17 protein-coding genes and 2 pseudogenes are annotated in these 20,812 nt (G+C 72.5%); 11 read left to right on the top strand and 8 right to left on the bottom strand.

Annotated features, from left to right (window positions below; genetic code table 11):
• Positions 1-88: 88 nt before the first annotated feature.
• Positions 89-2,287, top strand: a complete 2,199-nt coding sequence (locus tag ABZ783_RS24240; RefSeq protein WP_357441963.1) for a transglycosylase domain-containing protein — start codon at positions 89-91, stop codon at positions 2,285-2,287.
• A gap of 56 nt (positions 2,288-2,343) precedes the next feature.
• Here ABZ783_RS24240 and ABZ783_RS24235 read toward each other — a convergent pair whose 3' ends face one another.
• On the bottom strand, positions 2,344-2,769 hold the full coding sequence (locus ABZ783_RS24235; protein WP_357441962.1) for a GNAT family N-acetyltransferase: 426 nt from the start codon (positions 2,767-2,769) through the stop codon (positions 2,344-2,346).
• Positions 2,770-2,787: 18 nt separating this feature from the next.
• Positions 2,788-3,390 (bottom strand): dTMP kinase, encoded by a 603-nt coding sequence (locus ABZ783_RS24230; protein ID WP_357441961.1) that lies wholly within the window; start codon positions 3,388-3,390, stop codon positions 2,788-2,790.
• Positions 3,391-3,519: 129 nt separating this feature from the next.
• On the opposite strand from ABZ783_RS24230, the gene ABZ783_RS24225 reads away from it, so the two are divergent.
• The 4 genes and pseudogenes from ABZ783_RS24225 to ABZ783_RS24210 form a co-directional block, all read left to right on the top strand.
• Complete coding sequence (locus ABZ783_RS24225; RefSeq protein ID WP_357441960.1) at positions 3,520-4,077, top strand: dihydrofolate reductase family protein; 558 nt, start codon at positions 3,520-3,522, stop codon at positions 4,075-4,077.
• Positions 4,078-4,174: 97 nt separating this feature from the next.
• Positions 4,175-4,984, top strand: a complete 810-nt coding sequence (locus ABZ783_RS24220) for an RNA methyltransferase (RefSeq protein WP_357441959.1) — start codon at positions 4,175-4,177, stop codon at positions 4,982-4,984.
• Positions 4,985-5,123: 139 nt separating this feature from the next.
• A pseudogene (locus ABZ783_RS24215) lies at positions 5,124-5,837 on the top strand (PucR family transcriptional regulator ligand-binding domain-containing protein); the annotation flags it as partial.
• A 225-nt stretch (positions 5,838-6,062) separates the two neighbouring features.
• Positions 6,063-7,109, top strand: a pseudogene (locus ABZ783_RS24210) (helix-turn-helix domain-containing protein); the annotation flags it as partial.
• A gap of 125 nt (positions 7,110-7,234) precedes the next feature.
• Here ABZ783_RS24210 and ABZ783_RS24205 read toward each other — a convergent pair.
• Together ABZ783_RS24205 and ABZ783_RS24200 are read right to left on the bottom strand one after the other, a co-directional pair.
• A complete protein-coding gene (locus ABZ783_RS24205) occupies positions 7,235-8,584 on the bottom strand; it encodes a hypothetical protein (protein WP_357442003.1) in 1,350 nt (449 codons plus the stop codon).
• A gap of 36 nt (positions 8,585-8,620) precedes the next feature.
• Complete coding sequence (locus tag ABZ783_RS24200) at positions 8,621-9,544, bottom strand: transposase (RefSeq protein ID WP_357442002.1); 924 nt, start codon at positions 9,542-9,544, stop codon at positions 8,621-8,623.
• A 36-nt stretch (positions 9,545-9,580) separates the two neighbouring features.
• Between ABZ783_RS24200 and murD the strand changes: the two genes are divergently transcribed.
• Positions 9,581-10,927, top strand: coding sequence for a UDP-N-acetylmuramoyl-L-alanine--D-glutamate ligase (gene murD, locus ABZ783_RS24195; RefSeq protein ID WP_357441958.1), 1,347 nt, complete (start codon positions 9,581-9,583; stop codon positions 10,925-10,927).
• Positions 10,928-10,934: 7 nt separating this feature from the next.
• Here the strand turns inward: murD and ABZ783_RS24190 are convergent, their stop codons facing one another.
• From ABZ783_RS24190 to ABZ783_RS24180, 3 genes are read right to left on the bottom strand one after another with little or no spacing between them, the layout of a single operon-like run.
• Positions 10,935-11,420, bottom strand: coding sequence for a hypothetical protein (locus ABZ783_RS24190; protein WP_357441957.1), 486 nt, complete (start codon positions 11,418-11,420; stop codon positions 10,935-10,937).
• Positions 11,417-11,896: a hypothetical protein gene (locus tag ABZ783_RS24185; RefSeq protein WP_357441956.1), complete on the bottom strand. Its 480-nt coding sequence runs from the start codon at positions 11,894-11,896 to the stop codon at positions 11,417-11,419. The genes ABZ783_RS24190 and ABZ783_RS24185 overlap by 4 nt, the downstream gene beginning before the upstream one ends.
• Positions 11,897-11,940: 44 nt before the next feature.
• Positions 11,941-12,921 (bottom strand): hypothetical protein, encoded by a 981-nt coding sequence (locus ABZ783_RS24180; RefSeq protein WP_357441955.1) that lies wholly within the window; start codon positions 12,919-12,921, stop codon positions 11,941-11,943.
• Positions 12,922-13,132: 211 nt separating this feature from the next.
• On the opposite strand from ABZ783_RS24180, the gene ABZ783_RS24175 reads away from it, so the two are divergent.
• Positions 13,133-14,440: an aspartate aminotransferase family protein gene (locus ABZ783_RS24175; protein WP_357441953.1), complete on the top strand. Its 1,308-nt coding sequence runs from the start codon at positions 13,133-13,135 to the stop codon at positions 14,438-14,440.
• Positions 14,437-15,933: a CoA-acylating methylmalonate-semialdehyde dehydrogenase gene (locus ABZ783_RS24170; protein ID WP_357441951.1), complete on the top strand. Its 1,497-nt coding sequence runs from the start codon at positions 14,437-14,439 to the stop codon at positions 15,931-15,933. Before ABZ783_RS24175 ends, ABZ783_RS24170 begins: the two co-directional genes overlap by 4 nt.
• Here the strand turns inward: ABZ783_RS24170 and ABZ783_RS24165 are convergent.
• Positions 15,905-17,281: an acyltransferase gene (locus tag ABZ783_RS24165; RefSeq protein ID WP_357441950.1), complete on the bottom strand. Its 1,377-nt coding sequence runs from the start codon at positions 17,279-17,281 to the stop codon at positions 15,905-15,907. The two genes, ABZ783_RS24170 and ABZ783_RS24165, sit on opposite strands and share 29 nt — an antisense overlap.
• 208 nt (positions 17,282-17,489) lie before the next feature.
• Between ABZ783_RS24165 and ngcE the strand changes: the two genes are divergently transcribed.
• From ngcE to ABZ783_RS24150, 3 genes are all read left to right on the top strand, one after another.
• Entirely contained in the window at positions 17,490-18,905 is a 1,416-nt protein-coding gene (gene ngcE / locus ABZ783_RS24160) for an N-acetylglucosamine/diacetylchitobiose ABC transporter substrate-binding protein (RefSeq protein ID WP_357441948.1), read from the top strand.
• Between the two features lie 66 nt (positions 18,906-18,971).
• Positions 18,972-19,877, top strand: coding sequence for a sugar ABC transporter permease (locus tag ABZ783_RS24155; protein ID WP_357441946.1), 906 nt, complete (start codon positions 18,972-18,974; stop codon positions 19,875-19,877).
• Positions 19,874-20,779, top strand: a complete 906-nt coding sequence (locus ABZ783_RS24150) for a carbohydrate ABC transporter permease (protein WP_357441944.1) — start codon at positions 19,874-19,876, stop codon at positions 20,777-20,779. Before ABZ783_RS24155 ends, ABZ783_RS24150 begins: the two co-directional genes overlap by 4 nt.
• Positions 20,780-20,812 lie beyond the last annotated feature (33 nt).

Genomic DNA, 20,812 nt, shown 5'->3' with positions numbered 1-20,812 from the left:
CGGGGGTGGCTGGGAGGTCGCCGTGAGGTAACTGACAGTTGCCTGGCGGGGTGGTCGGATAGCGGTGTTTGCGGCAATCCTGGTGGCCATGCCGTCTCCCCGGTCGCCGCTGTCGCGCCTGTTCACCGTGCTCCTCGCCGGCGTCCTCGCCGGGCTCGTCCTCGCGGTCGCCGCCCTGCCCGGCAATCTGATCGGCGGGTTGGTCACCAAGTCGGTGCTGGGCGCGTACGCGCAGCTGCCCGACGCGCTGCGTACCCCCGCGCAGCCGCAGCGCTCCTACCTCTACGCCAACGACGGCAAGACGCTGATCACCACGTTCTACGACGTCAACCGGACGGACGTGCCGCTGGCGGAGATCGCTCCGGTGATGCGCCAGGCGATCGTGGCCGCCGAGGACCGCCGCTTCTACTCCCACGGCGGCGCCGACCTGCGCGGCATGGTCCGCGCCCTGGTCGCCAACGTGAAGGGCGGCGGCACCGAGCAGGGCGGCTCCACGCTGACCATGCAGTACGTCCGCAACGTGCTCAAGACCGACCCCACCCGCACAGCCGAGGAGCGGCAGGCGGCCACCGAGCAGACCGTCGGGCGCAAGATCCAGGAGATCCGGTACGCGTCGGCGCTGGAGAAGACCCTCAGCAAGGACGAGATCCTCAACCGCTACCTCAACATCGCCTACTTCGGCTCCGGCGCGTACGGCGTCGCCGCGGCCAGCCAGCGCTACTTCGGCAAGGCGCCCGCCGACCTGACCTTGGGCGAGGCGGCCCTGCTCGCCGGCCTGGTCCAGTCGCCCGACGAGTACAGCCCGATCGACGGGAACAAGGAGAAGGCGCTTCAGCGCCGGGCGTACGTGCTCGACTCGATGGTGGCGACCCACGCGATCACCGCGCAGCAGGCCGCCGCGGCCAAGGCGGAGCCGCTCGCCCTGCACCCGACCGCCCAGCCCAACGGCTGCACCGCGGTCGCCCAGGGCCACGACGACTGGGGCTTCTTCTGCGACTACCTGCGCCAGTGGTGGCTGACCCAGCCGGCCTTCGGCAACACCGTCAAGGAGCGCGAGCAGGCGCTGCGCCGTGGCGGCTACACGGTCATCACCACGCTCGACCCGAAGATCCAGGCGACCGCGCAGCAGCGGGCCACCGCCGTCTACGGGTACGACAACAAGCGCGCCCTGCCGATCGCGGCGGTCGAGCCCGGCACCGGCCGGGTGCTCGCCATGGCGGTCAACCGGCACTACAGCCTGGCCGACAACCCGGCCGGGCAGGCCAACCACCCGAACACCGTCAACCCGCTGATCTCCGGCGGCGCCAGCGTCGACGGCTACCAGGCCGGGTCGACGTTCAAGCTGTTCACCATGCTCGCCGCGCTGGAGGCCGGCAAGCCGCTCGCCACCGGCTTCGACGCGCCGGCCAAGCTGCCCACCCGCTACGCCTCGGACGCGGAGGGCAACTGCGACGGCAAGTGGTGCCCGGCCAACGCCAACCCGCAGTGGATGGACGGCTACCGGATGATGTGGGACGGCTTCGGCCGCTCCGTGAACACCTACTTCGTCTGGCTGGCCGAGCAGGTCGGCGAGGACAAGGTGGTGGAGATGGCGCAGCGGCTCGGCATCACCTTCCGGGCCGCGTCCGACGCCGCCTTCGCCAGGGACAACGCGGCCAACTGGGGTGCGTTCACCCTGGGCGTCGCCGCCACCACCCCGCTCGACCTGGCCAACGCGTACGCCACCGTGGCCGCCGAGGGGACGTACTGCTCCCCGCTGCCGGTCGTCTCGGTGACCGCGGCCAACGGCGAGAAGGCCGACGTCGGCCAGCCGTCCTGCCGGAAGGTCCTGGACACCGACATCGCCCGGGCCGCCACCGACGCGGCCCGCTGCCCGGTCGGCCAGCAGTCCGCGTACGGGCAGTGCAACGGCGGCACCGCCACCTCGGTGGACGGGATCGTCGGCCGGCCGGTCGCCGGCAAGACCGGTAGCTCCGAGCAGAACGCCACCGAGACTTTCGTCGGGTTCACCCCGCAGGTGGCCGTAGCGGGCATCGCGGCCAACCCCGACGACTCGACCGACCTGGTCGGCTCGGCGGTCCAGGCGAAGGTGATCGACGCGGTCGCCCGGGTGATCCGGACCGCGGTGAACGGCAAGCCGGTGCAGGACTTCACCGCGCCGAGCCAGGAACTGGCCGGCGACCCGCAGCGCCCCCGGCCGCAGCCGAGCCCGCAGCAGCGACAGCAGCAGGACCAGGGCATCCCGCAGGACCTCCTACGCTGGCTCCAGGGCCGCGGCCGCGGCTGAGTGGTCAGGACGATGCCCCGGCTCTCCACCAGAGGCGCTGGCCGGGAGCCCCTCCTTTACCGCTCAGCCCGCAAGGCGGGGCCGACGCGGAACATGCCGGTCATCTCGTCGTGGACGGCGTAGCCGAAGCGGCGGTAGAGGCTGACCGACTCCCCGGCGGCGAACAGGCCGACGAAGGTGCGGGACGAGGCCCGGCCGGCGATCCACTCCTCCAACCGGTCGAGGATCGCCGCGCCCACCCCGCGCCGCTGCCGTTCCGGCACCACCGCGAGGTCCTGCAGGTAGTAGTAGATCGCACCGTCGCCGATCAGCCGGCCGATCCCGATCACCCGGTCGCCCTCGACCGCCACCACCCCGTGCAGCGAGGCGGCCAGTGAGGCCGGGATGGCCGCCGGGTCGTAGGCCTCGGTCCAGCCGACGGCGGTGGTGACGGCGACGAACTCCTCGACCGTGGGCAGCCGGTCGACCAGGAGATACTCCACCTTCGGAATCTAGCCCGGTCAGCGCTGGAGCATGGGCGACACCATCCGGTCCAACGCCGCCGCGACCTCGTCCGGGTCGCCGTCGCCGTCGACCACCACGAACGACCCGAACTCGGGCAGTGCCCGGTAGGCGGCGTCCAGCGCGCGCAGGTGAGCCAGCTCCTCGGTGTCGATGCCACGGGCCAGGACCCGCCGCCGGGCGACCTCCGGCGTGGTCGCCAGGAAGCAGACCACCGTCGGTCGCGGAAAGATCCGGTACACCGCCCGGACCGCCCGCCGCCCCCGGTCGCCGCGAGCCGCCATGATCACGTACTGGCACCAGGTCCACCGGTCCAGCACCGCCGTCCGCCCGGTCAGCCGGCTGACCAGCACCGTGCGGGCCATCGCGACCGCGCGGACCGTCGCCTCCAGCGCCGGATAGAGGGTACGGCCGAACAGCGCCACCCCGTCCGGGCGGCCCAGCGCCCGGGCGAGCCGGTTCCACAGCGGCCGCCCGCCCGCGTTCTCGAAGTAGGCCGCCGGCAAGCCTCGGGCCGTCAGCCGGCGGGCGAGCGCTCGGGCCTGGGTGCTCTTGCCGGAGCCGTCGACCCCGACCAGGGCGATCATCACGGAACGGGCCACGGGTCGGCACGGTAGCCGCCGGACGCAACTGCGGTCGGAAAAAATTCCGCGCGGGGTGTCGGATCCCGTCCGGCGGCTCCGACCCACCGGTGACCGCGCCCGCCGGGCGCCACCGAGCAGGAGGACACCATGCGCAAGCTCGTCTACTGGGTGCACCAGTCCGTCGACGGCTTCATCGAGGGACCGAACGGCGAGTTCGACTGGCCGGCCATGGGGCCGGAGCTCTCGGCCTACTCAATCGAGCTGTGCGACCAGGCCGACGCCTTCCTCTACGGCCGCAAGGTGTGGGGGTTGATGTCCTGGTACTGGCCGCGTGCGGAGCAGATTTCCCAGGATCCGCACAACCTGCGGTTCGCCCCGATCTGGCGGCGTACCCCGAAGATCGTCATCTCGCGGAGCCTGGAGAGCGCCGAGTACGACGCCCGGGTGATCGGCCGCGACCTCGCCACCGAGATCGCCGAGCTGAAGGCCCAGCCCGGGACAGAGCTGCTGCTCACCGGAGGCTCCGGTGCCGCGGCAGCGCTGACCGGCCTGGGCCTCATCGACGAGTACCAGGTGGTCGTGCACCCGGTGGTGCTCGGCGGCGGCACCCCGGTCTTCCCCGACAAGGACCGGCTCGACCTGCGGCTGATGGAGACCCGGGGCTTCGACGGCCGGTCGGTGCTGCTGCGCTACGTACGGGCGTGAGGTGGGTGGGGCGGCCCGAGCCGCCCACCACCCGAGGACGGCCGGCGGCACCTGCCCGGCACCCGGGGCACGCGGGCCGGCCAGGCACAATCGTCCGGTGCCCGTCCACGAGATCACCGACCCCGACGACGACCGGATCGCCGACTACCGCGCGCTGACCGACGTGGAGCTGCGGACCCGCTGGGAGCCCCCGCACGGCCTGTTCATCGCCGAGGGGGAACTGGTGCTGCGGCGGGCGCTGCGGGCCGGCTACCCGGCCCGGTCGTACCTGGTCGACGCCAAGCGGGTCGACCAGCTCGCCGACCTCGACACCGGCGACACCCCCGTCTACGCGGCCACCCCGGAAGTGCTGCAGCGCGCCACCGGCTTCCACGTGCACCGGGGGGTGCTCGCCTCGTTCCACCGCAAGCCGCTGCCCGCCGCCGCCGAGGTGCTGGCCGCCGCCCGCCGGGTGGTGATCCTGGAGGACGTCAACAACCACACCAACCTCGGGGCGATCTTCCGGGCCGTGGCCGCGCTCGGCGTGGACGCCGTGCTGCTCTCCCCGACCTGCGCCGACCCGCTCTACCGGCGCAGCGTCCGGGTCAGCATGGGTGAGGTCTTCGCCATCCCGTACGCGAAGCTGGAGCCCTGGCCGGACGGCCTCGCCCAGGTCCGGTCGGCGGGTTTCACGGTGCTGGCGATGACGCCCGCGCCGGACGCGGTGCCGATCCAGCGGCTGGACGCCGGCCAGCGGGCCCGGGCGGCGTTGCTGATGGGCGCCGAGGGCGCCGGGCTGACCCGGGCCGCCATGGCCGCCAGCGACGTGCGGGTGGTGATCCCGATGCGGCGCGGGGTGGACTCGCTCAACGTCGCCGCAGCCACCGCGGTGGCCTGCTGGGAACTGGGCCGTGATGACCCGCTGTGACCCGGGGCCGACGGGTGCCGCCCCCGGGCGACCTGCCCTTTCGGCTGGTCATGGTCGCCCTGGGCCCCGCGACACGGCCGGCGGCCGGGCAGACAACTGGTAGTCGAGATCGGCGGTGACGCAGGGTAGCGTGTCGCCCGTGTTCCCTACCGTCCGTGAAGTCCTCGCGCTGGTGCCGGTACGCCACGGCGCCCCGCGCCTGGTCGCAGGCGACGCGGGCCTGGACCGGCCGGTCCGCTGGGTGCACGTGGCCGAGGTGCCGGACATCGCCACCCTGCTCGGTGGTGGGGAACTCGTGCTCACCACCGGCATCGGGCTGCCCGCGGACGACGCGGGACTGCGCGCGTTCATCGGTGATCTGGCCGACGTCGGGGTCTCCGGGCTGGTGGTCGAGCTCGGTCGCCGCTACATCAGCGGGGTGCCCCGGGTGATGGTGGCCGCCGCCGAGCGGCGCGGGCTGCCCCTGGTCGAGCTGCGCCGGGCCACCCCGTTCGTCCGGATCACCGAGGCGGTGCACGCGCTGATCGTGGACGCCCAGCTCACCGAGCTGCGGGCCACCGAGGAGATCCATCAACGGTTCACCGAACTCTCGGTGGAAGGCGCCGGCCCGGAAGAGGTGGTGCGGCAGGCCGCCGAGCTGTCCGGATGCCCGGTGGTGCTGGAGAACCTCTCCCGGCGGGTGCTCGCGTACGACCCGGCGGGGGAGAGCGCCGAGCTGCTGCTCGACGGCTGGGAGCAGCACTCGCGGCGGATCCGTCCCGCCGGGCGGACCGCGTACGACCCGGACAGCGGGTGGCTGGTCACCACCGTGGGGGCCCGGGGCGAGGACTGGGGGCGGCTGCTGCTGCGCTGGCCGGCCGGCGGCGAGCTGACCACCGGCGGCCCCGACCGGCTGGTGGCGACCGACGACGCGCCGCCGGTCGACGGGACCGACGCCGGGCGGCCGGACGGCCCGCAGCGCGAGGACACACCCGGGACGGACCCGGCGCCCGCCGACGTGATCCCCGGGTCCGGTGCCGCACCGGTGGCGGGGTGGCCCGCACCGCCGGGCCGGGACGTCGCCCCGGTCGGGCCGGGGACCCCGCCCACCCGGCTCACCATCCTCGTCGAGCGGGCCGCCTCCACGCTCGCCCTCGGCCGGCTGATCCGGCGTGACGCCGAGGGGCTGGAACGGCAGATCCACCGGACCCTGCTCACCGCGCTGATCGACCACTCCCGGCCGGTCGACGAGGTCGCGCTGCGGGCCAAGGCGCTCGGCGTGACGCTGGACCGCCGCCACCTGGTCGGCGTCGTGGTGCGGTACCGGGCCGACGACGCGGCGGAGGTCGGGGAGCCGGGCCCGGACGCCGGCCTGGCCCGGCTGCGCGACCTCGCCGAGTCGGTCGGCCAGGCCCTCCGGGAGGCCAAGCTCACCGCCCTGACCAGCGCCGTCGACGACCAGGCGGTGGGTGTGCTGCTCGCCCTCGCCGACCCGGCCGCCGAGGAGAAGGCGCTCGCCGCGTTCGCCGCCGCGCTCCGCCGGGTACGCCTCGACGCCACCCCGGCCCGCCCGCCGGGCCCCCGGCCCGCCCCGCGCCCGGTGGACGCGGCTGCCCGTCCCGTCGCCGTCGGCGCGCCCCGCGGTAGCGACGGCTCGCCCCGTTCGACCCCGGTCCCGCCGCGGGTGGCCGGTCCGGCACCCGTGATCATCGCCGCCGGGTCGGGCGTGGCCAGCCTGCGGGAGGCGGGACGCTCGCTGGTCGAGGGGCGGCAGATCGCCGACGCGGCCCGACGCGACCGGCGGGACCTGCCGATCTTCCGGCTGCCGCACGTCGGCCTGGCCGGCCTGCTGCACCTGCTGCGGGACGAGCCGCGCCTGCAGACCTTCGTGGAACGGGAACTCGGCGCGCTGCTGGCGTACGACGCCCGGCATCCCCGGGAGCAGTTGCTCGGCACCCTGCGGGCGTACCTGGAACAGGGCCGGAACAAGTCGGCGGCGGCCGCCGCGGCGCACCTGTCCCGGCCGGCGTTCTACGAGCGGCTGGCCCGGATCGGCCGGATCCTCGACGTCGACCTCGACTCGGTCGAGGCGTGCCTCTCCCTCCACGTCGCCCTGCTGGCCCTAGACGCCGTCCGCACCCCCTAACCCCTGCCCCCTCGGGGGCGCTGATCATGAGGTTGGCGGCGGCGGATCGGACAAATCGTCCAGCCAACCTCATGGTCAACGCCGACGGGCGGCGCGCGGATGAGGTCGGGGCCAGGCGGGTGGGGTCAGGTGAGGGTGGTCAGGGCCTTGGCGTAGGCGGGGGGGACGAAGGTATGGCCGGCCGGGGTGAAGACGTCCGAGGTGGCCGCGGCCGACCAGGCGGTGTCGGGCACCGCCGCCACCAGGGCCCGCACCACCGGGGCGTCGCGCCACTGGTCCTGCTCGGCGAGCAGGCTGAGCGCCACCACCGACTCCTCGACCTCGCCGACGCACTCGAACGGCTTGTGCCCGTCCACGCCGAGCAGCTCGCGGTAGCCGGGGATCTGCGCCTCGTCGGCGAGCAGGTCGCCGCCGAAGATCTTCGTGAGCCGCTCCCGGGGCATGAACGGAGCCATGGCCAGGAAGACGAACCGGCACTTCGGGCAGTTCCGGCACCAGCGTTCGCTCGCGTCGCGCAGCTTGAACGCGGCGTTGCAACTGGTCACCACGGCGTCGTACCGGTCGATCTCGGCGAAGAGCCGGGCGATGTGCAGCTCCGACAGCGACCGCAGCAGCGAGAAGTACGGCTCGGAGAGCCCGGCGTACTCGGCGAGGGCCGCCCGCAGCAACCCCTCCGCCTCGACGCCCTTGGACCACTGGTGGTTGATCTCGTGCCCCTGCCAGACCAGGTTCGGGTCGGACGCCGAGCGCTCGTTGGACATCACCACCGGGCCGAGGCCGTGCAGCACGGCGGTGGCGACCGCGATCAGCGAGTTGATCGCGGTGACCGGAATATGCCCGTTGCGCGCGCCGGCCGCGTTGAGGTCGAACAGCACCGGGTCGATCCGCCGCCGGGCGGCCAGCGGCACCAGGTCGGACGCCTCGTTGACCGAGACGATGACGTGGTTGGGGTTGACCGAGAAGGGCACCGGGTCGAAGCCGGCCCGGCGCAGCGCCTCCAGGCTGACGATGGAGTCCTTGCCGCCGCCGACCGCGCACAGCGGGCGCCGATCCGAGTCGTCGTACAGCCGAGGTGGGGTGACCTCGCCGGCCGGCACCTCCGGGCGCAGCTCCAGCACGGGCGGGAGCTGGTTGCGGTACGCGTACTCGGCGAGGCCCTTGGTGTAGACGGCGGTGACCAGCTCGACGGCGGCCGCACCCAGCGGCGCCGGCAGCACCAGCCGGGGCGGCGCGGCGGCCTTGTAGTAGCTGACCCCGGCGACGATGTGCAGCAGGTCCAGGACCCGGTTGACGGTGGCCGCGGTCTCGTCCGACACCGGCTCGGCCGGCAGCGGGAAGGTGATCACCTCGGTGAACCGCTGCTCGCCCTCCGGGCCGGTGAGAGCGTAGTCGAACAACGCCTCGCCGGTGGCGAAGTCGATCGAGTAGGACGGGAAGGTGAAGGCGTCCATCCGCCGGAGCTGCTCGTTGGGCACACGCAATACTACAGCGTGTCTCAATAGTCCGTTGGGTCATGAGACACCGCCCTTCTCGGGCGTCCCTGCCGTCACGGATGTTCGTGGCGGCAGGGTTCCTCCGTCATCGGGGCTGGTTTCACCGGCGCGTGGGCGCCGGCCAGAGCCGTCCCCTCGGGAGGCGTTGATGACCGGGCCTCGTGCTTCGGGGTCCCGGGTCTGGGCGTGGTGTTGTTCGGCCCAGACGGCGAGGTTGACCGCCGCGTTGACGTCTCGGTCCGCCGTGTGCCCGCATTCGTCGCAGCGGAAGATGCGTGTGGACAGGGGTAGGGCGGGGCCGATGGTGCGGCAGGCGCTGCACATTCTGGTGGACGGGTACCAGCGGGGTGCCATGGTGGCCTGCCCGCCTCGCCAGCGTTGTTTGTAGCCGATGATGCGGGCCAGGTCAGCCCAACCCGCATCGGAGATGGCGGCGGCCAGACGCCGGTTGTGCAGCAGACCGGCGGTGTACAGGTCTTCCAGAGCCAGCCGGTCGTGGGTCTTGACCAGCCGGTTGGCGACCTTGTGCAGAAAGTGGCGACGCACATTCGCGACATGATGGTGGGCACGAGCCAGCCGGGCGACAGCCTCGGCCCGGTTGCGCGAGCCGCGCTGTTTGCGGGTGACCTGGCGGGCTAGACGCCGTAGCCTCGGCAGGGCGGCCCGCAGCGGGCGCGGCGGATCAGTGACGCGCAGCCACTGTCGGCCGGTGGTGTCGGCAGCCACGACGAGAGCGGCAAGGCCGCGGTCGACGCCCACCCAACCACCGCCGTCAGGGTCGGGGCGGGACGGGTGCTGGCGGGCGGGATGCAGGTCCGTCGCGGCAGGACAGGGCGGAATCCCCTGCCCCCGGCGAACAGCCGGTGCCGGAGGGGCGACAGCGGCCACCAGCCGTTCGAACGCCCGTGGAACTCGGCCTGTATAGGCTGGATTCCCCCTCATTCCGTAAGAGGGGGAGGAAGTCAACGAGGAGAGCCTGTGCGCCTGTCTGATCTGCGCGGACGTCATGTCGCCGTCTGGGGAGCCGGCCGGGAGGGCCGGGCCGCGGTGACCGCTATCGCCGCGCACGGCCCGGCCGAGCTGGTCGTGGTCGACGACAGTGCGAATTTCCTCACGCTGCCCTGGGAGGGGGCGCTGGCGGAGGCCGCGCCGCTGGTCACCGGGGAGGCGGGCTTCGAGCGGCTGGTCGCGGCCGACGTGGTGGTCCGCTCGCCCGGCGTGCCGAACACCCACCCGTGGTTGGTCGAGCTGCGGCATCGGGACGTCCCGATCACCCAGGGCAGCGCGCTCTGGATGGCCGACCACGCCGACCGGACGGTGGGGGTCACCGGGAGCAAGGGCAAGAGCACCACGTCCAGCCTGATCAGCCACCTGCTGACCGCGGCGGGCCGGCCCAACGTCTTCGGCGGCAACATCGGCGTGCCGCTGCTCGACCTGCCCGAGGCCGAGCTGTACGTGCTGGAGCTGTCCAGCTACCAGTGCGCCGACCTGACCGACTCTCCCCGGGTGGCCGTGGTCACCGCGCTGTTCCCCGAGCACCTCGACGCGCACGGCGGCGAGCGGGAGTACTACCGGGACAAGCTGAACCTGCTCGCGCACGGCCCGCACACCGTGGTGGTCAACGGCGCGGACCCGCGGCTCGCGCTGGAGCTGGGGGACCGGGCCGCGGTGCGGGCCGGGCTGCCCGACGCCGCCCACGTCGCCGCCGGTCCGGACGGCGTCCCCTGGTTCCACCTGCGGGACCAGCCGCTCTTCCCGCGCGCGGTGCTGCCGCTGGTCGGCCGGCACAACGAGGGCAACCTCTGCGTCGCCCTCGCCGTGCTGGACGCGCTCGGCGTGGACGTGGTGGCCGCCAAGGACACCCTCGCGGTGGCGGTCGCCGAGTTCCAGGGCCTGGCCCACCGGCTCACCGAGATCCCCGACCCGTCCGGTCTCACCTTCGTCGACGACACCCTGGCCACCAGCCCGTACGCGGCCATGCACGCGATCGACGCGTACGAAGGGCGGCCGCTGACCGTGATCGTCGGCGGGACGGACCGGGGCCTGGACTACACCCCGCTGCGCGACCACCTGGCTGAGCGGGAGATCACCGTCATCGGCATCCCGGACAGCGGGCCGCGGATCGTCGAGGCGCTCGCCGGGCTGCCGGCGGTGCGGACCGAGCTCGCCGAGGACCTGGTCGCCGCGGTGGGGCTGTCCCGCAAGCTCACCCCGGCCGGCGGGGTGGTGCTGCTCTCCCCGGCCGCGCCGAGCTACGGGCAGTTCCGCAACTTCGAGCACCGCTCCGAGGTCTTCGCGCAGGCGGTCGCCGACACCGCCCGCTGACGCCGGATCAGCGACGGGTCCAGCGCACCGACGCCAGCGGGTCCTCGATGGCGTAGAGCCGGTCGACGAAGGCCGCCAAGCTGGTCAGCGCCTCGGGCACGTCCGCGCAGTGGCGTCGTTCCCCGTGCAGCAGGTGCAGGCCTGCCGGCCAGCCGGTGGTCGACTGCTCGCCGGCCCCGAGCAGCAGCTCCACCGAGACCTCGAAGCCGGTCGGGTACGGCCGCACGACGGCCTCGACGTTGACCTCCGAGGTGTCCCCGTCCGGATCGGACACGGTGATCCCGACGTCGCTGCGGAGCAGCGTGTGGCGTTCGACGGGGGCACGGCGGTGGTACCCGTCCGTGGTCCGGTAGTTGGTCAGGTAAACGTGTCCTCCCGGGTCCCATTCGCTTTCCCGAACGGCGAGGTGTGTCCTGGCGTACGCGAGGAGGCGTCGGTGGGCGTGCAGGAACGCCGCGAGCAGTCGGGCCAGGTCCGCGTCGGCGCCGGTCACCGCTGCACCACCAGCCCCAGCCGCTGGAGGAACGTCACGGGGGAGGCCAGGTCGTCCACCAGGGCGGTGAGGGCGTCGATCGCCGCCCCGCCGTCCGCGCAGACCCGCCTGGCCTCGTGCAGCACATGGTGCCCGAGGGGGTACGGGGACAGCGCCGGGTCCCGCATCGTCGCGGTGACCGTTACCGACGCCTCGCAGTGGGCCGACCCGATCAGCACCGCCGCCGACACCGTCATCTCGGACACGTCGTCCCGCGCGTCGAAGTCCCACTGGTCGCCGAGGGAGGCGACGCTGCGGAGGACGTACCGGCTGCCGACGTGTACGCCGGCGTCCGTGTCCTCGATGTCGAAGCAGGGGCTCATCTCGCCGCCTTCCCCAGTGGTTCGCACCTGGTGGACGTCTTCCATCGCGGCGCCGAGCCGGTCGTGGATGCGGTGCAGCGCGGTCAGGAAGCGGGTGATCTCCGCGGCGGACACGGGCGGACTGTAGCCGGGAACGTCGGTCGGGTGCCGCCTCGCTGTCAGGGGCGGGCCGGCAGGGCGGCGTGCAGGGCGCGCATGGACCGGATCGCGGACCGGATCTCCTGCAGGTACCGGCCGGGGGTCAGCGTGGGTTCCGGCAGCCCGGCCACTGCCGCCAGCGTCGGGTCCACCCCGACCGTGTCGATCCCGCACCGGTACGGGACGGTGAGGGTGCGCAGCGCGTCGCAGTGCTGGAACGGCACGTAGATCGGGGCGGTCACCATGAGCACCGGGTCGCCGGCCCGTAGCCGGACGTGTTCCGCCCAGAACCGCTGGGTGTCGGCGGTGTGCGCCCGGCGCCGGTCCGGCTCGCTCGACGGGGCGGCGAGCACCCGCACCGGGGGCAGCCCGGCCGGGCGGTAGGTGCGCGAGGACCAGGCCCGGTGCGGGTGGTCCGCCCCCTCGCCGGTCTCCTCGCTCGGCGTCGTCACTCCAAACGCGGCGCGTACGCCCGCGTCGAGGGCGTCCACCTCGGTGACGCAGCCGGTGATCCCGGCATGGGCGAGCGTTCGCGACTCGGCCGGGGAGAGCGCCCGGCAACTGCCCAGCGCCGCCACCTCGCCGGAGATCCCGGCGACCGTGCGCGCCAGGTGCGCGGCGTACGCGGTGCGTCGCAGGCAGGCGTGCGCCAGCCCGCCGAGCACCAGCAGGTGGGCGTAGCGGGGCAGGGCCGGCGGGACGGGCCGGACCAGGCCCAGCGCCGCCGCGGCGTCGAGCACCAGCCGGGTGGTGGCCGGGTCGAAGGCGGGCTCCCGGGCTTCGGGCCGTTCCCGGCCCTGCCGGAAGTCCCAGTGTCGGGCGGAGAAGTCGTCCAGCCCGGCCAGCACCGCCGGCAGGTCCCCGGCCGGCCAGTCACCGCCGAAGTGCCCTACCAGGGCGCGCAGCGGCGGCGAGTCCACCCAGGCCTGTACCCCTGCCGCGAGTTCCCCGTCGGTCGTTCCCGCCGCGCCGGCCGGCAGCGCCACCTCCGTCGTCCGCACCCGGCGGATGCTACCGCCCGTCCGTACGCGGACACCGGCCGTTGTGGATCGTGACTACCCGGAGAATTGCCCGGGTTCGACTGCGGAAACCGCAGCGGGACGGTTGACGCGGTGTTAGGCGGGCGGGCTCGCTGCGCTACACAGTGACAGTTGTTCCCCTCATCGGGTGGTGAGAGCGTGCGAGGACCAACCGCCGCTGAAGGGTGCGACGATGACCTCCGACGATCTGCTGGCCCGGCACCGGGCCGTGCTCCCGTCCTGGATGCCGCTCTACTACGCCGAACCGATCGAGCTGGTCGGCGGCTCGGGCCGCCGGGTGACCGACGCCCAGGGCCGCAGCTACCTGGACTTCTTCGGCGGCGTGCTGACCAACATGATCGGTTACGACATCCCGGAGATCCGGGACGCGGTGGAGCGGCAGTTGCGCACCGGCATCGTGCACAGCTCGACCCTCTACCTGATCCGGCAGCAGGTGGAGCTGGCCGAGAAGATCGCCCGGGTCTCCGGCATCCCCGACGCGCGGGTCTTCTTCACCAACTCCGGTACGGAGGCGAACGAGGCGGCGCTGCTGGTGGCCACCAACTACCGCCGCTCGCACCAGATTCTCGCGGTGCGCAACAGCTACCACGGCCGGTCGTACGCGGCGATGGGCGTGACCGGCAACCGCAGCTGGTCGGCGAGCGCGCTCAACCCGCTCCAGGTGGCCTGGCTGCACTCCGGCGAGCGGCTGCGCGGTCTGCTGGCCCGGCTCGACGAGGCGGACCGGATCGACGCGGCGGTGGAGGACCTGCGCGAGGTGCTCGTCACCCAGACCGCCGGCGACGTGGCCTGCCTGATCGCCGAGCCGATCCAGGGCGTCGGCGGGTTCGTGCACGGCCCGGACGGGCTCTTCGCGGGCTGGAAGAAGGTGCTCGACGAGCATGGCATTCTGCTGATCAGCGACGAGGTGCAGACCGGCTGGGGGCGGACCGGCGAGCACTTCTGGGGCTACCAGGCGCACGGCGTCACCCCGGACCTGCTCACCTTCGCCAAGGGCATCGGCAACGGCTTCGCCCTGGCCGGCGTGGTCGGCCGGGCCGACGTGCTGGAGGCGGTGCCGGCGATCAGCTTCTCCACCTTCGGCGGCAACCCGATCTCTACGGCGGCCGGCAACGCGGTCCTCGACTACCTGCTCGAGCACGACCTGCAGGCGAACGCCGAGCGGGTGGGCGCGATCCTCGGTGACGGCCTGCGGGCCGCGCTGGCCGACCTCGACTGCGTCGCCGAGGTCCGCGGCAAGGGCCTGATGCTCGGCGTCGAGTTCGTCCGGCCGGGCACCGGCGAGCCCGACCCGGCGCTCACCGCCCGGGTCTTCGAGGCGTGCCGGGCCGGCGGTCTGCTGGTCGGCAAGGGCGGCCTCTACGGCAACGTGGTGCGGATGGGCCCGCCGCTGACGCTGACCGAGGACGAGGCGCGGGAGGGCCTGGCCATCCTGGTCGACGCGATCCGTAGTTGCGCGGCGGCGGAGGTGGCGGCGTGAGCACGACGGTCATCGGGCACTTCGTCGACGGCAAGCGGGTGGTCGGCGACTCGGAGCGGCGCGGGGACGTCTTTGACCCGGCCACCGGCCGGCGTACCGGGCTGGTGGCGCTGGCTTCCGCCGCCGACGTGGCGGGCGCGGTGGAGGCCGCCGAGCGGGCCGGGCGGGCCTGGCGGGACGCGTCGCTGGCCAAGCGGACGGCGGTGCTGTTCGCCTTCCGCGAGCTGGTCCACGCCCGGCGTGACCGGCTCGCCGAGGCGATTTCCGCCGAGCACGGCAAGGTGCTCGCGGACGCCGCCGGCGAGGTGCAGCGGGGCCTGGAGGTGATCGAGTACGCCTGCGGCATCCCGTCCGCCCTGCGCGGCGGCTTCAGCGAGAACGTCTCCACCGAGGTCGACTCGTACAGCCTGCGCCAGCCGGTGGGGGTGGTGGCGGTGATCTCGCCGTTCAACTTCCCGGCGATGGTTCCGCTCTGGTTCGTGCCGGTCGCCGTCGCCTGTGGCAACGCGGTGGTGCTCAAGCCCAGCGAGAAGGACCCGAGCGCGGCGCTGCTGCTGGCCGAGTGGTTCAGCGAGGCGGGCCTGCCGGACGGTGTGCTCAACGTGGTCAACGGCGACAAGGAGGCGGTCGACGCCCTGCTCGATCACCCCGGGGTCAAGGCGGTGTCGTTCGTCGGGTCCACCCCGGTGGCCCGGTACGTGCACCAGCGCGCCGCGTTGGCCGGCAAGCGGGTGCAGGCGCTGGGCGGGGCGAAGAACCACATGGTGGTGCTTCCCGACGCCGACCTCGACCTGGCCGCCGATGCGGCGGTCAACGCCGGCTTCGGCTCGGCGGGGGAGCGGTGCATGGCGATCTCCGCGCTGGTCGCGGTGGAGCCCGTCGCCGACGCCCTGGTCGCGAAGATCGCCGAGCGGATGGCCCGGCTGCGTACCGGGGACGGCAGGCGGGGCTGCGACATGGGTCCGCTGGTCACCGCCGCGCACGCCGAGCGGGTCCGCGGCTACGTGGAGTCCGGGATCGCGGCCGGCGCGGTGCCGGTGGTGGACGGGCGGGACGTCACCCCGGAGGGGGACGGCGGGGGGTTCTGGCTCGGCCCGACTCTCTTCGACCACGTCACCCCGGAGATGTCGATCTACACCGACGAGATCTTCGGTCCGGTGCTCAGCGTCGTGCGGGTCGGCTCGTACGACGAGGCGGTCGACCTCGTGAACGCCAACCCGTACGGCAACGGCACGGCGATCTTCACCAACGACGGCGGGGCCGCCCGGCGGTACCAGCACGAGGTGGAGGTCGGCATGGTCGGCATCAACGTGCCGATCCCGGTGCCGATGGCGTACTACTCGTTCGGTGGCTGGAAGGCGTCGCTCTTCGGTGACCTGCACGCGCACGGCGCTGAGGGGGTGGCCTTCTTCACCCGCGGCAAGGTGGTCACCAGTCGCTGGCTCGACCCCCGGCACGGCGGGGTCAACCTCGGTTTCCCCACCCAGACCTGAGCAGTCGCAGCACCGCCGCCCCGGCCAGGTACGCCACCAGCGCCGGGGCGGGCAGCCCCAGTGGCTCCGGCGCGGTCTTGCCGGTGAGGCTGTTCATCAGCAGCCCGGCGACCGGGCCCGCGTAGCCGATCGCGACCAGTGCGGTCCGGATCGGGCCGGCGGTGCTCGCCGGGGCGTGCCGCCGGGTGCGGGCTTCGATCGGACCGAACACGGCGACCAGCGCGGCCAGCACCACGGCGAGGGCGAGCAGCCAGGGCACCCGCCAGGCCCACCAGGCCGCCGTGGCGCCCTGCGGGGTGGGCAGCACCCCCAGGGTGTCCAGCAGGCCGACCAGCAGGACGGCGGCGGTCAGGTGCCAGAGGAAGACGGTCAGCACGACCGCGTTCACCGCGATCACCGCCTGCCAGGGGCCGCGGCGGCGCAGCCACCGTCGCGCCGGATTCTGCAGCAGCAGGATGAGCCCGAGCTGCGCGGTGGCCGCCGCGAGCAGCGCCAGGCTGGGCGGGGCGGTGTTGTCCAGGCGCTCGCCCGGCACGTTCAGCATCGCCACCGGGTACGGCCCGACGCGGGTCAACAGCACCAGCGCGACCAGCCCCACGAGCAGCAGCACCGCCCCGGCGTGCCGCGAGGTGGGCAGCCGTCGCCGGCGCAGTCCGGGCCGGTCGCCGTCACCCCCGCCCGATGCCTGGCTCGCGCGCCGGGCGTCGTACCAGGCGAAGCCGAGCTGGTGGACGGCCAGCCAGCCGAAGAGGTAGTTCCCGGTGGCCAGCCTGTCCGGACCGAGGATCCGGCCCAGGTCGCCGAGCGCGACCAGCCCGACCAGCACCAGCGGTACGACCAGGCCGGCGCGGCGGTGCAGCGCGTACATGACGGGGGTCAGCGGGACCACCACCAGGTAGGCGACGAGGAACCAGAGCGGGATGGTGGCGAACCAGACCACCGTGCGGATCTCGACGGCGTCGGCGCCGCGCAGCCGGGCCACCGCCGCGCCGGCCGCCAGCACCACCAGCAGCGCGGTGGTGGGACGGATCAATCGGCTGCTGCGGTCGATCAGCCAGCCGGTGGCGTCCCCACCTCGGGATCGCCAGGATGTCAGCGCGGCGGCGTTGGCGTAACCCCCGACCAGGAAGAAGACCGGCATCACCTGGACGCCCCAGGTCAGCGGCCAGGCCCAGGGGAGGTCGCCCAGCGCGGAGTGCCCGGTGGGGTGTCCGGCCTGGTCACGCCCGATCACGCTGATGATCCAGTGGCCGAGGACGACCAGGGTGATGGCGAGTGCCCGGAGCAGGTCGGCGTAGCGCTCCCGGCTGGGCGGTGTGCGCTCGGCGAGCTGCCGCAGGCGGCGCATGGCGCCAGGTTATGCCAGCTGAAGTTTGTCCGTGGTGATAACGGTTCGGTCGTCGGGTCTTGTGGTCCGCGCCCTCCTGTCGTAGAAATTCTTCAGTAATACGGAATGAAGTGAAGACAAGCAACGCGTAACCCCACCGTGCCTCGACGTCGCGGCCGCCGTACCCCCACCCTCGGCGGGCCGCCCGTACCCGAACCGAGGAGATGCGATGAACAGGCGTGAGATCCTGCGGCGCACCGTCGCCGCCAGCCTGCTGGCCACCCCCGCCGTCGGCCTGCTCGCCGGCTGCGCCACCTCCGGCGGCGACGACAAGAAGGACACCGACACCTACAAGGGCACCAAGAGCGAGCAGAACCCGCTCGGCGTCAAGGAGGACGCCCCGCTCGATGTGGTGATCTTCAACGGCGGCTTCGGCGAGGAGTACGCCAAGGCCCACGAGGCCATGTACAAGGAGAAGTACCCGAAGGCGGAGATCAAGCACTCGGCGACCCAGGAGATCGGCAAGGCCCTGCAGCCGCGCTTCGTGGACGGCAGCCCGCCGGACGTGGTGAACAACTCCGGCAAGGACCAGATCGACTTCAACGGCCTGGTCAGCCAGAACGCCATCGCCGACCTGGGCGAGCTGCTCGACGCCCCAAGCCTCGACATCCCAGGCAAGAAGGTGCGCGACACGCTGCTGCCCGGCACTGTCGAGGTCGGCTCGTACGACGGGAAGTTCCTTGTCGTCAACTACACGTACACGGCGTACGGCATCTGGTACTCCACCAAGCTCTTCACTGATCGGGGTTGGCAGTACGGCAAGACCTGGGACGACCACATCGCGCTCTGCAAGCAGATCAAGGCCGCCGGCATCGCCCCCTGGACCTACCCCGGCGTGCACCCCCGCTACATGAGCTGGCCGGTGATCTCCACCGCGATCAAGTTCGGCGGTCCGTCGGTCGGCGTGGCGATCGACAACCTGGAGCCGAACGCCTGGAAGTCCGACGCGATGAAGGCGGCTGCCGACGCGTGGTACCAGATCGTCAAGGACAAGTACATCCTGGACGGCTCGGCGGGCCTGGACCATATCCAGTCGCAGACGGCCTGGAGCCAGGGCAAGGCCGCCTTCGTCTCCTGCGGCTCCTGGCTGGAGAACGAGCAGGCGAAGGTCACCCCGGCCGGCTTCAACATGACCGTCGTGCCCACGCCCAGCCTGGGGGCCGGCGACAAGCTGCCGTTCGAGGCGATCCGGGGCACCGCGGGCGAGCCGTTCATCGTCCCGGCCAAGGCCAAGAACCTCGCCGGCGGCCTGGAGTACCTGCGGGTGATGCTCTCCAAGAAGGGCGCCCAGGACTTCACCAAGAAGGTCTCCAGCCTGCCCGTGGTCGCCGGCGCCACCGAGGGCGTCGAGCTGCCGTTCGGCCTGTCCACCGTGTCGAAGGCGCTGGACGCGTCCGGCTCCAACGGCTTCAACTGGGTCTACAACAGCTACTACCGAAAGTTGGAGCGGGAGCTCGTCGACGCCGCGTGCGGCGAGTTCTTCAGCGGGCGGATCAGCCCGGCCGAGTTCCTCGACCAGTGCCAGAAGGGCGCCGACTCGATCGCCCAGGACAGCTCGATCAAGAAGTACAAGCGGGCCGCGTAGCCAGCTGGTGGGGGCGGGCGTCGGCCCGCCCCCTCCTTCCTGGCCCGTTGGAGGAGGATCCCCCTCGTGCGACATGGCAAGTACCCGCTGATCATCGCGTTCCTGGTGCCGCCGCTGGCGCTCTACGTCCTGTTCGTGATCTCGCCGTACCTGCAGGCGTTCCAGATCTCGACGACGAGTTGGCTGGGTTACTCGGCCAAGGCCGACCCGGTCGGTCTGGCCAACTTCCGCACCATGCTGCACGACGACCGGGTGTGGAACGCGATCGGCAACAACGCCGTCCTGCTCGCCGTGGTGCCGGTGCTGACCATCGGTCTCGGCCTGTTCTTCGCCACCATGCTCTCGATGGGCGGTCGGAGCGACCGGGCTGGAGTTTCCGGGGTCCGCGGCAGCGCCTTCTACCGGCTGGTCTACTTCTTCCCGCAGGTGCTCTCGGTGGTGATCATCGCGCTGCTCTGGAAGGAGATCTACCACCCGAACAACGGCCTGCTCAACGGCGCGCTGCGCGCTCTCGGCCTGCCCGCGCCGACCTGGCTCGGCGATCCGCGCACCGCCTTCTGGTGCGTGCTGGCGGTGATGGTGTGGAGCAACGTCGGCTTCTACGTGGTGCTCTTCGGCGCGGCGATGTCCGCCATCCCGCGGGACATCTACGAGGCGGTGCTGCTCGACGGCGCGTCCCGTTGGGTCACGCTGCGCCGGATCACGGTGCCGCTGCTCTGGGACACCGTGCAGGTCGCCTGGATCTACCTGGCCATCGCGGCGCTGGACGGCTTCATCCTCGTCCAGCAGATGACGAACGGTGGACCGAACTTCTCCTCCGACGTGGTCGGGCTGCGGATGTACGAGACCGCCTTCAGCGATAACAAGTTCGGGTACGCCACGGCGATCGGCGTGGTGATGTTCTTCCTGACCCTCACGGTGGCGGTGCTGGCGCTGCGGGCCGCACGACGCGAGAGGATCGAGCACTCATGACCACCCTGGACAAGCCCGCCGCGACGGGCGCGGAGCCGGGCCCGGCCCGTCGCGCCCCGGGCCCGGCCCGCCCCGAGTTGGGCGTGGTGAACGTGGCGTCGCACGCCTTCCTGCTGGTCTGGGCCGCGCTGACCGTGCTGCCGCTGCTCTGGATGTTCCTCAGCTCGTTCAAGAGCGACGGCGAGATCCTCGCCGACCCGTGGGGGCTGCCCGGCGCGCTGCGCCTGGAGAACTGGGCCCGGGCCTGGACCGAGGCGCACATCGGTCGGTACTTCCTCAACAGCGCGATCGTGGTGGCCGGCTCGCTCACACTGACGATGCTGCTCGGCGCGACCGCGGCGTACGTCTTCGCGCGCTACGAGTTCCGGGGCCGGCAGATCGTCTACTACCTGTTCGTCGGCGGCATGATGTTCCCGGTCTTCCTCGCCCTCGTGCCGCTCTTCTTCGTCGTCCGCAGCGCCGGCCTGCTCGGCACCTGGCCCGGCCTCATTCTGGTGTACGCGGCGTACTCGCTGCCGTTCACGGTGTTCTTCCTGACCGCGTTCTTCCGCACCCTGCCGACCGCGGTCGCCGAGGCGGCCCTGATCGACGGGTGTGGTCACTTCCGGCTCTTCTTCCGGGTGATGCTGCCGATGGCGCGTCCGGGACTGATCAGTGTAGCGATCTTCAACTTCCTGAGCCACTGGAACCAGTTCCTCCTGCCGGCGGTGCTCCTCGAGGGTGACCCCTCGAAGTACGTCCTGGCCCAGGGACTCTCCGCGCTCGCGGTCAGCCAGGGCTATCAGGGGGACTTCAGCGGCCTGTTCGCCGGCCTGACCATCGCCACGCTGCCGGTGCTGGTGGTCTACGCGGTGTTCCAGCGGCAGATCCAGGCCGGGCTCACCGCCGGCCAGCTCAAATGAGGTGGCGGCTACCCGCCCTTCGACTTGACCGGT

Source organism: Micromonospora sp. NPDC047738, from assembly GCF_040642675.1.
Classification (GTDB): Bacteria; Actinomycetota; Actinomycetes; order Mycobacteriales; family Micromonosporaceae; genus Micromonospora.
The sequence above is the reverse complement of the archived record's forward strand: the minus strand, read 5'-3'. Positions and strand labels throughout refer to the sequence as shown.

Excerpts from the sequence above, each read along its gene's own strand:
- ABZ783_RS24240 (WP_357441963.1), top strand. The coding sequence starts at position 89 with ATGCCGTCTCCCCGGTCGCCGCTGTCGCGCCTGTTCACCGTGCTCCTC.
- ABZ783_RS24225 (WP_357441960.1), top strand. The coding sequence starts at position 3,520 with ATGCGCAAGCTCGTCTACTGGGTGCACCAGTCCGTCGACGGCTTCATC.
- ABZ783_RS24200 (WP_357442002.1), bottom strand. The coding sequence starts at position 9,544 with ATGAGGGGGAATCCAGCCTATACAGGCCGAGTTCCACGGGCGTTCGAA.
- ABZ783_RS24175 (WP_357441953.1), top strand. The coding sequence starts at position 13,133 with ATGACCTCCGACGATCTGCTGGCCCGGCACCGGGCCGTGCTCCCGTCC.
- ABZ783_RS24165 (WP_357441950.1), bottom strand. The coding sequence starts at position 17,281 with ATGCGCCGCCTGCGGCAGCTCGCCGAGCGCACACCGCCCAGCCGGGAG.
- ngcE (WP_357441948.1), top strand. The coding sequence starts at position 17,490 with ATGAACAGGCGTGAGATCCTGCGGCGCACCGTCGCCGCCAGCCTGCTG.
- ABZ783_RS24150 (WP_357441944.1), top strand. The coding sequence starts at position 19,874 with ATGACCACCCTGGACAAGCCCGCCGCGACGGGCGCGGAGCCGGGCCCG.